The 13195-nt window shown below is 63.5% G+C and carries 16 protein-coding genes; 11 read left to right on the top strand and 5 right to left on the bottom strand.

The window, feature by feature from the left end; genetic code table 11:
- Nucleotides 1-19 precede the first annotated feature (19 nt).
- The 5 genes from AC07YS_RS05405 to AC07YS_RS05385 form a co-directional block, all read right to left on the bottom strand.
- Nucleotides 20-466, bottom strand: a complete 447-nt coding sequence (locus tag AC07YS_RS05405; protein WP_495267371.1) for a hypothetical protein — start codon at nucleotides 464-466, stop codon at nucleotides 20-22.
- 233 nt (nucleotides 467-699) lie between these two features.
- The gene (locus tag AC07YS_RS05400; protein ID WP_495263934.1) at nucleotides 700-1140 is read right to left on the bottom strand and encodes a hypothetical protein; all 441 of its coding nucleotides are present in this window, start codon (nucleotides 1138-1140) and stop codon (nucleotides 700-702) included.
- Nucleotides 1141-1329: 189 nt separating this feature from the next.
- Complete coding sequence (locus AC07YS_RS05395) at nucleotides 1330-2592, bottom strand: type II restriction enzyme NmeDI-related protein (protein ID WP_495267372.1); 1263 nt, start codon at nucleotides 2590-2592, stop codon at nucleotides 1330-1332.
- 103 nt (nucleotides 2593-2695) lie between these two features.
- Complete coding sequence (locus AC07YS_RS05390; protein ID WP_495267373.1) at nucleotides 2696-4105, bottom strand: heavy metal sensor histidine kinase; 1410 nt, start codon at nucleotides 4103-4105, stop codon at nucleotides 2696-2698.
- Nucleotides 4102-4785, bottom strand: a complete 684-nt coding sequence (locus AC07YS_RS05385) for a heavy metal response regulator transcription factor (protein ID WP_495267374.1) — start codon at nucleotides 4783-4785, stop codon at nucleotides 4102-4104. Before AC07YS_RS05385 ends, AC07YS_RS05390 begins: the two co-directional genes overlap by 4 nt.
- Nucleotides 4786-4978: 193 nt before the next feature.
- On the opposite strand from AC07YS_RS05385, the gene AC07YS_RS05380 reads away from it, so the two are divergent.
- The 11 genes from AC07YS_RS05380 to AC07YS_RS05330 all read left to right on the top strand — a co-directional run bounded on the left by AC07YS_RS05380 (nucleotide 4979) and on the right by AC07YS_RS05330 (nucleotide 13190).
- Nucleotides 4979-5374, top strand: coding sequence for a hypothetical protein (locus AC07YS_RS05380; RefSeq protein ID WP_495267375.1), 396 nt, complete (start codon nucleotides 4979-4981; stop codon nucleotides 5372-5374).
- Between the two features lie 67 nt (nucleotides 5375-5441).
- Nucleotides 5442-5867 carry a hypothetical protein gene (locus AC07YS_RS05375; RefSeq protein ID WP_495267376.1) on the top strand — a complete coding sequence of 142 codons (426 nt, stop codon included), beginning with the start codon at nucleotides 5442-5444 and terminating at the stop codon, nucleotides 5865-5867.
- 113 nt (nucleotides 5868-5980) lie between these two features.
- Nucleotides 5981-6352 carry a hypothetical protein gene (locus AC07YS_RS05370; protein ID WP_495267377.1) on the top strand — a complete coding sequence of 124 codons (372 nt, stop codon included), beginning with the start codon at nucleotides 5981-5983 and terminating at the stop codon, nucleotides 6350-6352.
- Entirely contained in the window at nucleotides 6349-7770 is a 1422-nt protein-coding gene (locus AC07YS_RS05365; RefSeq protein ID WP_495267378.1) for a TolC family protein, read from the top strand. Before AC07YS_RS05370 ends, AC07YS_RS05365 begins: the two co-directional genes overlap by 4 nt.
- Before the next feature lie 21 nt (nucleotides 7771-7791).
- A complete protein-coding gene (locus tag AC07YS_RS05360; RefSeq protein WP_495267379.1) occupies nucleotides 7792-9207 on the top strand; it encodes a multicopper oxidase family protein in 1416 nt (471 codons plus the stop codon).
- Nucleotides 9208-9252: 45 nt separating this feature from the next.
- Nucleotides 9253-9744, top strand: a complete 492-nt coding sequence (locus AC07YS_RS05355) for a cupredoxin domain-containing protein (protein ID WP_495267380.1) — start codon at nucleotides 9253-9255, stop codon at nucleotides 9742-9744.
- 100 nt (nucleotides 9745-9844) lie between these two features.
- Entirely contained in the window at nucleotides 9845-10219 is a 375-nt protein-coding gene (locus AC07YS_RS05350; protein ID WP_495267381.1) for a copper-binding protein, read from the top strand.
- Nucleotides 10220-10270: 51 nt separating this feature from the next.
- Nucleotides 10271-11122, top strand: coding sequence for a methyltransferase, TIGR04325 family (locus AC07YS_RS05345; protein WP_495267382.1), 852 nt, complete (start codon nucleotides 10271-10273; stop codon nucleotides 11120-11122).
- A 26-nt stretch (nucleotides 11123-11148) separates the two neighbouring features.
- Nucleotides 11149-11565, top strand: a complete 417-nt coding sequence (locus AC07YS_RS05340; RefSeq protein WP_495267383.1) for a hypothetical protein — start codon at nucleotides 11149-11151, stop codon at nucleotides 11563-11565.
- Nucleotides 11566-11628: 63 nt separating this feature from the next.
- Entirely contained in the window at nucleotides 11629-12288 is a 660-nt protein-coding gene (locus tag AC07YS_RS05335) for a c-type cytochrome (protein WP_495267384.1), read from the top strand.
- Between the two features lie 572 nt (nucleotides 12289-12860).
- Nucleotides 12861-13190 carry a four-helix bundle copper-binding protein gene (locus AC07YS_RS05330; RefSeq protein WP_495267385.1) on the top strand — a complete coding sequence of 110 codons (330 nt, stop codon included), beginning with the start codon at nucleotides 12861-12863 and terminating at the stop codon, nucleotides 13188-13190.
- Nucleotides 13191-13195: the final 5 nt, after the last annotated feature.

Below are 13195 nucleotides of genomic sequence, written 5' to 3'. Positions count from 1 at the left end.
CGCAGCGTCGATCAGTGGATCAGGTTCGGTAGACGCAGTGCAGGATGGCGTGCGGGGGCGATGCCGCAACCAGTGCACTCAAGGAAGCCGCCGCAGGGCGTGGAGGCTGTGTCGCCTCGGGCGCCCAAGGCGTCAGGAGAAGCGGCGCCAGCAGCGCGACGGGGATCGTCAGCGTGGATGCATGGTCGCTTTGTTGGCCGAATTTGCAGTGCTCGGCACACAGGTTGGCAGAACCTGTATCTGTCATGCCGACCATGTCTCCGCAGGGAGGCGACTGCGTGGCTGCGTCAACGCTTGCATTGACAACTGCGGTCGTTTCGCCGGCCATCTGCATCAAGGCAGCTGAGCCCATGTCCATCGCGCCCGACGAGAGCGCTGGGCAGGCATAGGCTGCGATCGACAGCTGCGCGAACAGCAGCACACCGATCAGTCCACGGGCGATCAGGTGCACCAGCCGACGTGTCATGACCCCATCCTTGGCAATGCCGACCAAAGCATATTCGTGACGCGGGGTGCGCGAACCTGCCTGGAAAGGGTTGCGATGGGAGCCATGGAAGGACGTGTGGAACGCTGTGTATGGAACCGGTGCGAGCGAGGTAGTTCCGCGAATTCTAGGCCTTGTCGCTCAAACCGAACCGCAAGTCGCGGCAAAAAGCGCGACTTGCGGTCTCGGGCGCTCCAGGGCTGTGCGCCAATCCATCAGCGGCTGGCGGTTGCCGCCGACCGCGAGCCCTGTCGCGTGATGCGTTCCACCAAGGCGCCGAACTCGGGGCCGTTGCGCAGGCGTGCGTACTCGGCGGCGGCCTGCCTGTAGGCGGGGTGAGACAGGTTGGCGCCTGCTTCACCGTTGGTGGCCGCAGCCAAGCCCGAACGAATCCAGGTCAACGTGTCGGCCTGAACCATTGCGCGGCTGTTGGCGCCGACGCTCGCGACAGCCCGCGGATTGCCTTCGGGGTAGCCTTGGTCTGGCGAGTTCTGCAGCCAGCTTCGCGTGTCCGAAGCCACGGCGGCGCGGCTGGTGCTGGAAGTCAGCGGTACGGGGCGGGGGTCACCCTCTGCATAGTTGCCAGCAAGCGCAGGGCCGGCGATCGCGCTGAGCAGCGCGGCCAGCGTCAGGGAGGTCTTGAGAGAGGTCTTCATGATTCGATCCTTTGGCAAAGAGTGGGCAATGTTCCCGGTCGAGGAGGCGCAATTGAAGGTGCGCTTGTCTCTTTCCGTGAATCCAACTCTAGGTCGCAGGTCGGCGAATTCCCGCACGCGAAGATTACAGTTGCGTCATCCAGCGCAGTCGTTGACGGGCATGGTGATCACACCTCTCGCGCACGGGTCTCAAAGCAGGTGTGAAATCTCGCTCAAGGGCTTCAACCCCGAACCGAAGCGGCCGATCGCTTCGCGGTGGTTGCCGAGTTCGCTGTAGGGCAGATACCGGATACCGAGTTCGGCGACACGCGAAAACGCCGGGCGGCGCAGCTGAAGCCGCACGTCGTCGCGTCGCGCATCGGGTGCTACCAGGAACATCGACACTCCGGCGCCCAACTCCGTGCCCAGTGCAAGGTCCAGCATTCGCACGATGCCCGAATAGATCGAGGTCGAGTGTTCCACCTCGAAGGCTGCGGCGATCTTGGAGCCGTCGGCTTCCACCCAGATCACGTCGATCAGACGCACCGAGTCCAGGCCGGGCTGAGCTCCCGAAGGCAACTGCGTCAGGCAGCCGTCGCCGAGTCGCCCTCCGGCATAGCTGCGGCCCTGGTCGTTGGATGCGATCCAGACGCCGTAGCCCAGCGACCTGCCCAGGTCGCGCAGCCATCCCTGGATTTCCGTGTGGGTCGCGTCGCTCTCGCGTTCGGCGGCCCAGCGCTTGTGTGCGGCGGCCGATTCCTCGCGCACTTTCTCGAGATCGGCCTCCCAGCCCCGGATGGCCGCTGTATCGTCGTCACGCGGCGGTGCCGTGTACCGCCCCGAGCCGATGTCGAAGAGCAGGCCGGCCAGGGCGCCCATGTCGTTGGACAACAGCCGGCGGTGCTGCGCATTCAGCCGCAGACAGCCTTCGCGCATCGAAAGATAGTGGTCCCACTTGCCAAGCTTGACGTTGCTGCCCGTGACGGCGTTGTAGCCCTTCACGATCGCCGTATTGAATGGCATCACGATCGTGGGATGGACGAAGTACAGAAGATTCGCCACGGCCGGCCCGAGGCCCTTGATCTGGTGCGCGTCGATCCGACGGATGGCTTCGACCACCTCCGCGGCGCTGTCACAGCAGTCGCAGGCATGCAGGAGTCGGGCGAAGGCACGCTGGTTAGCGGCGTTCTCATAGATGTCGGGAATGCGCAGCTTGGGCTTCCAGAGAAACGCGTGGTCAGCGCCCTTGAATATCTGGCGCTGCTCCGCCACCGAGCCCACGACCGTCTCAAGTGAGGATCCTCGAAACGCGCTGCCGAAAGTCCCTGCATCGATGTCCTTGACCACCTGGGCCAGGCCGCGGCGGATGGATCGGAAGTTTTTGAGCCTCTCATCCCACAGAAACCATGAGTTGTAGGTGCTCAACGAATCGGCTTTCCAGTGACCGATGAGAACTTCAAGACCGATAGTCATGGGAGAAAAAGGGCAATGCGCAGTCCGCGATAGCGCCGATTGAAACACGGTCCCTGCTGCAGCCGGTGTGCAATCTCGGCGCGCCGACCAGGTCGGCCGCGGATCAGCTTTCCGACACCGCCATGGAAAAGCTGATCTCAGTGACGCCCGATCGGGAGGTGGCGCGGGTCTGGCCTCCATGCATCCGCGCGATCGCGGCCACGATCGCCAGGCCCAGCCCGTGGTGCTCCGACGAGTCCGAGCGGGAACGCTCTGCCCGGAAGAAGCGCTTGAAAAGATTGGGTAGCACGTCGGCGGCGATCGGCTCGCCACGGTTGGCAACCTTGACCCAGACGCCGTCAGGCTGCGTGTCGATCACGACCGCGATGGTTGAGCCCGGCGTCGCATATCGGCTCGCGTTGCTCAGCAGGTTCGACAGCGCCCGACGCACCAGTCCGGTGTCGACACCAATGCGCGCATCCCCGCTGACATGCACCTTCAGCCCCACGTCCTCTAGCGTGGCCTCGTGAAAATCCAGTACCGTGCGCACCTGGTCGGCCAGGCTGACAGGCGCCGAGCGGCGAGCAACAGCGCCGCGGTCCGCGTGGGACAGGAAGAGCATGTCGATCACGATCGCGGAGACGCGCCTTGCCTCTTCCAGCGCCGACAGCAGCGCGTCGCGCAGTTCCTCGATCGACCTCGGCCGCGCCAGTTCGACCTCTACCATCCCGACTAGGTTGGCCAGCGGCGTGCGCAGTTCGTGCGCAACGTCCGCGTTGAACGACTCCAACTGCTGGTAGGCCTGTTCCGCCCGGTCGAGAACCGCGTTGAACTGAGCGACCCAGGGGGTAATTTCGGAGGCATACGGGGAGGGATCGATGCGCAGCCCCGGATGCGCGGGTCCCGTGGCGGCGGTCTGCTGAATCAGCTTCTTCAGGGGTTTCAGACCCCGGTGCACCAACAGCGCACCGGTCAGGGAGATCATCGCGGACCCCAGCACGACCGCACCGACCAGTGTCCAGGCCAACCGACGCAGAAGCCGGTTGTCCTCCTGGATGTCGATGCCCAGTTGCAGTTGCATGGCGGCATCACCCGGCTGCGCCTGGAGCTCCTCAGTCGGCTTCCAAAGCCAGCGTGCGGATGCCCGGGTCGGCCTGGTCGAGTAGATGGTCTCGTCGCCACGGCGCAGCACCAGGCTGATCTCGGCATGAGTGAGAAAGAAATCGTCCAGCTTGTGGCGCAAGCCGTCCGGCCCAGGATCGCCGCGCGACTCCTGGATCAGGTGCCGGATCAATTCGGACTGGCGTTCGAACTCGCTGGCCTGCTTGACCTGAAAGCTCCATGCCGTGACGGCGTAGATCGCCACACAGACGAGGCTCAGGCCGATCAATGCCTGCGCCGCAAACCAGCGAGACAGCGCGACCTGGATGGAGCCTGTGCCTTCGATATTGGAGGTTGCCTCGGCTTTCGCTGGCTTGACGACCGCAGGGGGGCTCGAGGCACCGGGCTCGCGGATGGCTTCGCCGGCGTTCACGATCCACTGCCCTGTCGGCTCTCAAGCACGTACCCCATGCCGCGCACCGTGTGCAGCAACTTCTCTTCGAAAGGATCGTCGATCTTGCTGCGCAGTCGCCGGATCGCCACTTCCACCAAGTTGGTGTCGCTATCGAAGCTCATGTCCCAGACCTGATCTGCCAGTTGCGTGCGTGACAGCACGTTGCCCTGGCGCCTCATGAGCAGCGTCAGCAGCGCGAACTCCTTGGCGGTCAGCTCCAGACGATGCCCGTTGCGCGTCGCCTTGCGCGCCACTACATCGAGGTTCAGGTCTTTGAGCGTGTAGTTGGACACCTCATGGAGTTTGCCGCGGCGCAGCAGCGCCTGGATCCGTGCAAGCAGTTCGGAGAACGCGAAGGGCTTGGCGAGGTAATCATCCGCACCGCTTTGAAGTCCGCGCACCCGATCGGCCACCTCGTCGCGAGCCGTCAACATCAGCACGGGCATTGACTTGGACTTGCGCAGGGCCTCCAGAACGGCGAAGCCATCGATGCCCGGCAGCATCACGTCCAGCACCAGCAGGTCGTACTCGCCGTCGAGGGCGAGGCTGCGACCTTCCAGGCCAGAACGCGCTAGGTCGACCACAAAGCCGCTCTCAGTCAGGCCCTTGACGAGGTAGTCGCCCAGTTTGTGTTCGTCTTCGATGACCAGGATTCGCATCGTCGAATGCTACGGCGCGGGGTCGTGTGCGTGGATTACTTCTTTGTAATCCAAGTGGCGGGTGACTGGCGGACTGGCTTCCTAGAGTTCATTACATGCCAGCCAGTTGACTGGCATCGCCGGCTCGGTGGTCGATGCCGACGCGTTCAGTGCAGCTCGCAAAGTCCGAGCCATTCGTTGAAGGAGACCTGTCATGAAGAACCGTCAATTCCTCTCATTCGCACTCGCTGCCGGCGTGGGCGCTGCCTTCGTCGCGCCGCTCGCGGCCTATGCGGAAGGCCCGTCGCACTTCGCCCCCAACGAAGCCGGCGTGGTCTATCACCCGGGCGAAGCCGGATCGGGAAAAACTGCAGCGCAGGTGTCCACTGAACTCGCGGATGCTCAGAAAACCCCTGCCGGGGCCAGCATGCTGCGCTGGGGATCGATGAGCACACCAAAGGTCGGGGCCTCCAAGTCGCGCGCCGAAGTGGTGGCCGAACTGGAAGCCGCGCAAAAGCAGCCCAATTGGGATGCAGCAGCAAGGTACGGAGCACCTCTGCTTGCGCCCAAGGCTGACGCGAGCAAGGGCCGCGCACAAGCACAACCCTGAGGGCTGCGTGTAGGACTGGATGTACGTACAGGCCATCTGACACACCGCTCGATCTAGAATTCGCCACATGCACCGGGTTCGCCTGTTCGTCCTTTGGATCATGATGTTTGCCGTACCCTTCCAGGGGTACGCTGCGGCTGCCATGGTCTTTTGCGGGCCTGGACACGCCGGTGCAATGACGGAAATGTCCGCTGAGCGGACCGGGATGCAAGACCACGCCCAACATCCGCATGCGGACGGGCGCGGCGACCATCACCACGAGGCGTCACAGGCGGTCAAACCGCCTGCGAAAGACAGCACTGCCAAGGCTGCAAGCGCGGAACCTGACGCGATGCACAAGTGCGGAACCTGCGGCGCGTGTCATGCAACAGCGCTGACCAGTACGTTGGAAGTGGCCGTCTTCCACGATCTTCCCCGCGCCGATCTGGCGGAGCCCGCCATCACGGTAGCCACGCTCGCGCCACGCGTTCTCGATAAGCCTCCTCGCTTCTGACGCGTTCGTGCGCCCGTGACCCGCGTCACGGGCGCACGAACGCTCATGCATCGCCTGCGTCATGCCCTTCGGGCGGCTCTGACGTACTCCGTTCATGAACTTGCGAGGACTCCATGTTCCATCTTTCGCCGGCCCGTTGGCTGGCCGCTTCTTCCGCCCTAGCAGCACTGGCCGCCGTGGCCCAGCCTGCGTCCACGCAGCCCCCCGCGCCAGCGCCTGCCAGCGCAGCCTCGACTGAGGCGCCGCCGCCAGTCCTGACCTACAAATCCGCACTCGACGGCTATCGCCCCTTTGCGGACGACAAAACCATCCCCTGGAAAGAAGCCAACGAGACGGTCTATCGCCGCGGTGGCTGGCAGGCCTACGCCAAAGAAGCATCGGGCACCGGCGCGGCAGAGGCCGAATCGCCCAAGAGCCCAGCCGCTGCACCTGCCGCACATCCAGGCCACTCGATGCCCATGCCTGCGAAGAAGGAGAAACCATGAAGCGCGCTTTGCGTTTGACGGCCGTCGCCGTTGCAGCCGCTTTCCTGGCGGGATGCGCCTCGGTCAGTATCGACGACGCCCTGAAGGAGACGAACTCCAGCGCGCAACAGTTCACCGGAGGCAAGCTCGAACTCAGCCGCACCCAGGAACAGCGTGATCGTCGCTCTGCACTGACGCAGGAACTGCTGGCCAAGCCGCTGTCGCAAGGCGACGCGGTGCAGCTCGCGCTGGCCAACAGCCCGTCCGTCCAGGCGCTGATCGCCCAAAGCTGGGGCGACATCGCCGCAGCGAACCAGAGCAGCCGACTGCCCAACCCTATTCTCTCTTTCGCGCGCACACGCCTGAACAGTGAGCTCGAGCTGGAGCGGCTGCTGTCCTTCGGTCTGGTAGACCTCATCCTGCTGCCGCAGCGTCTGTCGATCTCTAAGAGCCAGGCGAGCCAGGCCAAGGTTCAGCTGACCAGCACTGTGGTCGACCAAGTGACGCAAGTGAAGCAAGCGTGGGTCCGCGCCGTGGCTGCCCAGCAGTCGCTGGTGTACGCAGAGCAGGTCAACAAGTCGGCCCAAGCCAGTGCGGAACTCGCGCGACGCATGCAACAGATCGGGAATTTCTCCAAGCTCCAGCGTGCACGCCAGCAGGTTTTCTATGCCGATGCGACGACACAACTTGCTGCGGCGCAGCACGCAACGACCGCAGCGCGCGAGGAACTGATCCGAGCCTTGGGCCTGGACGATACCCAGGCCGCCAAGCTGACCCTGCCGCAGCGTCTGCCCGATCTGCCGAAAACGCCGCGCGAAGCGAAGGAAGTTGCCGCGACTGCGACCGAGCAACGCCTCGACGTTCAGCTTGCGCGCGCGCAACTGGACGTAGCCGGCAAGTCCCAAGGCATCAACCTGCTGTCGACGTTCATCGACGTCGAGGTGGGCGGCCGCCGCGACACCGTGTTCGACAACGCGGAGAACACGAAGAGCACCCGCCGAGGCTTCGAGCTCGACATGCGCCTGCCGCTGTTCGACTGGGGGTCAGCACAACGCGACATGCTGAATGCACAGTCGCTGGCCGCAGCGAACCGGTACGACGCCACGATTCGCGGCGCGGCGTCGCAACTGCGCGAGGGGTATTCGGCCTACCGCACTTCCTACGACATCGCGCGCCACTACCGCGACGAGATCGTTCCGCTGCGCCAGGCCATGGGCGAAGAAAACGTGCTTCGCTACAACGGCATGCTGATCAGCGTGTTCGAGTTGCTGGCCGAAGCACGCGACCAGATCGCAAGCGTGACCAACGCTATCAACGCCCAACAGCAGTTCTGGCTGGCCGACGCGGCACTGTCCGCCTCGGTGATGGGCAAACCCACCGCAGCGGGTGGCTCGATGGCCACCGGCGGCGGCGAAGCCTCCGCCGCTGCCGCGCACTGACCCCACAACGAATTGAACGACATGACCAGCAGACGCAACTTCATCACCGGCGCCGGTGCCATCACCGGGGCCGTCGCCGCGGCAAGCGTGAGCAAGGTGGCCATGGCCGCCTTGCCGGAGCCCGTGCTCCAGACCACGCCAAACACCATGCCCCCGCTCATCCCCTCGAGCGGACGTCCCTACAACCCCGTGGTCACCCTCAATGGCTGGACCCTGCCTTGGCGCATGAACAACGGCGTCAAGGAGTTTCACCTCGTGGCCGAACCCGTGGTGCGCGAAATGGCACCGGGCTTCAAGGCGAACCTCTGGGGCTACAACGGCCAGTCCCCCGGTCCGACCATCGAGGTCGTCGAAGGCGACCGGGTGCGGATCTTCGTGACCAACAAGCTGCCCGAACACACGAGCATCCACTGGCACGGCCAGCGCTTGCCCAACGGCATGGATGGCGTGGCCGGCCTGAACCAACCGCCGATCCGGCCGGGCAAGACCTTCGTCTACGAGTTCGTGGCACGCCGCCCCGGCACCTTCATGTACCACCCGCATGCGGACGAGATGACGCAGATGGCGATGGGAATGATGGGCTTCTGGGTGACGCACCCCAAGACCGAGCATCCGCTGATCGAGAAGGTCGATCGCGACTTCGTGTTCCTGCTCAATGCATACGACGTCGAGCCCGGCAGCGCCACGCCCAAGATCATGACGATGCTGGACTTCAATCTGTGGTCCTGGAACAGCCGAATCTTCCCGGGCATCGATTCGCTCAACGTGAAGCTCAACGACAAGGTGCGCATCCGTATCGGCAACCTGACGATGACGAACCACCCGATCCATCTGCACGGGCACGAGTTCCTCGTCACAGGCACCGATGGGGGCCCAACGCCCAAGTCTTCGCGCCAGTACGAGGTGACCACCGACGTGGCGGTGGGCCAGATGCGCCAGATCGAGTTCCTGGCCGACGAGGAAGGCGACTGGGCCTTCCACTGTCACAAGAGCCATCACACGATGAATGCCATGGGACACGACGTCCCCACGCTGATCGGCCTCGATCACAAGGACGTCGCCAAGCAGATCACCAACCTTGTGCCGGACTACATGGTCATGGGCGAGCGCGGGATGGCCGACATGGCCGAGATGGAGATGCCGATCCCCGACAACACCGCACGAATGATGACGGGCGAAGGCCCGTTCGGTTCGGTCGAGATGGGCGGCATGTTCAGCATGGTCAAAGTGCGCAAAAACCAGAAGGCGGGTGACTACTCGAATCCCGGTTGGTTCAAGCACCCGAAGGGCACCGTAGCCTACGAGCTGGACGGCCCGGCACCCGAGACTTCGCGGCAGCGCGGCGCCGGCGCGGCCGCGATGCCTGCGAAGAACATGCCCGCCAAGAACATCGAAGTCCAGATTCGCAAACCCGCCAGTGGTCACTCCGGCCACTGATCTTTTCGCCACTCCCTTCCAACCTCAACTTCTCAAAGGAAACACATGAAACACACCCTCCGCAATACCGCGCTCGCTGCCTTGGTGGCACTGGCCGCCGCAGGCGCTTCCGCATCGGGCACGCATGCCGGCGGTCATGGCCACGATGCCGATGAGGCGATCGGCAAGCCCGGCGTCGCTGCCAAAGCCACGCGCACCATCAACGTCGATATGACGGACAGCATGCGCTTCACGCCCGCCGACATCAGCGTCAAGCAAGGCGAGACCGTGCGCTTCGTGATCAAGAACTCGGGCCAGATCAAGCACGAACTCGTGCTCGGCACCGAGAAAGAGCTCAAGGAGCACTACGAAGCCATGAAGAAGAACCCCGAGATGGAGCACGCTGACCCGAACATGGTGACGCTGGCCGGTGGCAAGACCGGCGAGATCGTCTGGCAGTTCACCAAGGCTGGCAAGGTTGACTTCGGCTGCCTGCAGCCGGGCCACTACGACGCCGGGATGAAGGGCGCCGTGAAGGTGACCAAGGCCGGCAAGTAAGCGCGACGCTTCCGCTGCGGCCTTCCATCGGCCGCAGCGGGCCCCCCCCCCCCCCCCCCCCCCCGGGACTCCATATTCATTCATATCCAAGGAGATCCTCATGTCGAACATTCGCATCGCACTCGTGGCATTCGCTGCTGCATTCTCGTTTGCTGGCGCGGCAAGCGCGCAATCGTCCAAACCCGCGGCGGACATGCCCGGCATGGCGGACAAGGCATCGGCAGCCGGCGCCGCCGATGCGTCCGCAGCATCGGAACTCACCGACGGCGAGGTCCGCAAGGTGGACAAGGACAACAAGAAACTCACGATCAAGCACGGTCCGCTGAAGAACCTGGACATGCCCGGCATGACCATGGTGTTCGGCGTCAAGGACGACGCCATGCTCGACAAGGTTGAGACTGGCGCCAAGGTCCGCTTCCAGGCAGAGAAGATCGACGGAAAGATCGTCGTCACCAAGATCGAAGCGGCTCGCTGAGCGCATCAGGAAATCTGGCCGGCAGTGATCGCCAAAAGGGTGGAGAAAGACATGACGTACGCCAGTGCTTCGCAAGTCGTTCGGCAAATCCTTGAGGGGCCGGTTACCCGGCCGGCGTTGCTGCATTGGCGGCGTCGACAATTCTTCTCCGAGGCTGGTTTTGCCGGCTACTTCGGCGTCTTCAAGGACTTTTCCGAGGCGCGGGACTGGCTTCCTGACAATCCGGAATTCGACCATGCGGCCTTGGCGGCCGAGTATGTGAACGTCCGCACGAAGAAGGTCTTCGCTTACGACTATCCGGTAATGTGGTGGCTCGAGCGCGCGTTTCGCGACGGTGCCACCAAGGTGCTCGATATCGGCGGTTCAGTAGGCGTTCATTTCTACGCATACCAGCGCTATTTCGAGATGCCGCAGGCGTTGTCGTGGCACGTCGTCGAAGTGCCCGCGATCGCTGCCATCGGCCGGGAAATGGCCCGGGAGGCACACGCCGACGCGCTGAGCTTCACCCACACGGACGCCCTGGGGCAGGCGCTGGCAGGCAAGGACATCTGGCTCTCCGCTGGAGCCCTGCACTATCTGGACCATGCGCGTCCTGCCGATCTGCTGAAGCAGTGCGAGAGCCGTCCGCGGCACATCTTGCTGAACAAGCTCCCGCTCTATGACGGCGAAGACTACGTCACGGCGCAGAACATCGGGTCCGGCTGCTTTGCGCCGATGCATGTCTACAACCGCCAGCGATTGATCGACGAGGTCGAAGCGCTCGGCTACGCCTTGCGTGACGAGTGGCAGGTTCCCGAACGCTCGCTCTACCTGCCGGGGTTTCCCGAGCGTTGCATCCCGGCGCACAGCGGCCTTTATTTCCGCACGCTGAACGGTGCAAGTCAAAGCGTCGATGCGTCCTAGCCGGTCATGGGGCATCGGGCCGCACATTGTCCGCCGCCAATATCGAGAAGATGAAACATCACATCATCGGCACGGCGCATCCTGTCGCAAGCGGGATTCTTTGTGCGGCGATTTGCGTCGGGCTGACGGGCTGCGCCGATTTCTACAAGCAGCATCGCGACTTTCAGGATGGTTGGCGTACAGGCGAGATTGTCGAGATCGGCCGCGCGAGCGAGATTCAGCGAAGCGGTCGCACAGACTGCAGGAAGAAAGTCAGCCCCGACGAGCTTGCACTGCGCCGATTCGCAATCCTGGTCGATCGTTCCACGGGGCAGCGCCACGCGCACATCGTGATATTGGATCCTGCGACATCCGTCGAGTTGGGCGACATCGTTTCGACCAATGTCATCAAGTGCGGCACGCCCATTCGCGTCTTGTCGCCTGCACGAGCGCCGCGCGGGTGAGGCGGCCACCACGCGATCTCCAGCCATCTTTTGCAGCCAGCCCGCCCACAACTTGAACACCCCATGAAATTGTTCGCCCCCCTCTTGCTCGCCGCTCTCAGTGGGCTTGCCTCCGCCTCATCTTTCGCAGCCGACCCCATGCCCATGGCCGCGACCGAGAAAGCCCCCGTCAGGTCGCCCAAGGCAGACATCGCGAACGGCGAAGTCGTCTTCAACGGAAAGTCGTGCGCCGCGTGCCATAGCGCGGATGGCAACTCGGCCATTCCCGCCAATCCCAAGCTGGCGCAGCAGCATCCTGAATACCTGGTCAAGCAGCTTCAGGAGTTCAAGTCCGGCAAGCGCAAGAGCCCTGTCATGACTGGCATGGCGGCGATGCTTTCCGAGCAGGAAATGCGCGACGTCGCCTGGTTCCTCGGCTCCAAGCCCGTCAAGCCCGGGTTTGCGAAAGAGAAAGACCTGGTCACGCTGGGCGAGAAGATCTACCGGGGCGGCATTGGGGACCGCAGTGTGCCGGCCTGCGCGGCCTGCCACAGTCCCAACGGCGCCGGCATCCCGAGCCAGTACCCGCGGCTTGGCGGACAACACGCCGAATACACCGCCGCGCAGTTGGCATCGTTTCGCGATGGGACACGACTCAACAGCGTGCCGATGAGTGGCGTTGCAGCGAAGCTCAACAATCGCGAAATCAAGGCGGTGTCCGACTACATCGCAGGCCTGCGCTAAGCCTCGACCAGCGAGCTGCCTGAAATCATCGTGCAGCCAATCCAGCCCCCTCCCCTCACGCGCCTGCTGCCGCCAGGCGCGCGCAGCATCGGCTGGAAAGCCAAGTGGGGTGACGCATGTACGTGACAGGCCGATGGGTCTCCGTGAATGTGGTGAGCACCATGTTCATTGCCTGGATCTTGGGTGTGATCGCTTTCTTGGCCATCGTGTATTGGCAGCGCCGCAAACATCATAAGAACCGGCCGAACCACGACAGAAGTCGAAGAGCCTCTCGCTCGAGTGCATCCAGGAAGTCCCGGCGGCGCAAGCGATGAGGCTTCCGGCAAGTCGCAACCGTGACCGGGTTGTCGTCCGACAGACGCCCGTCCGGGTCTTCGGCACGCTGCAAACAGGTTCAGGGTTTCCGCACGGTCGGCATTCGCACCGTCGTTCGTATCGACGCCGCGCATCGTTAACCGATTGTTCGAGGTTTTTCATGCACACGCGATCCGACGGGTCGCGCAACTCGGGACGGTTGCATCGTCCCTCTTCGCCGGTCGCCAGCTGCCGGCCGCTACACAAAGGAGAAAGTCATGTCACATGAAACCAACTCTGCCTGTATCGAGGCGTGCAACGAGTGTGCCATCGCATGCAATCACTGTGCAATGGCCTGCTTGAAGGAAGACAACGTCAAGATGATGGCCCGATGCATCGCGCTGGATATGGATTGCGCGGCGATCTGCCAGCTGGCCGCCGCCGCGATCTCCCGTGACAGCGAGCACACAAAAGAAATTTGCGAACTGTGCGCCGACATCTGCGAAGCCTGCGCGGAGGAATGCGGCAAGCACAAGGCACCACATTGCCAGTCCTGCGCCGCAGCCTGTCGTGCCTGCGCGGTTGCCTGCCTTGAAATGGCACATTGAGTTTC

The organism is Variovorax sp. GW458-11-26-14-LB1, from assembly GCF_059423965.1.
This window is presented reverse-complemented; position numbering and strand designations above follow the sequence as displayed.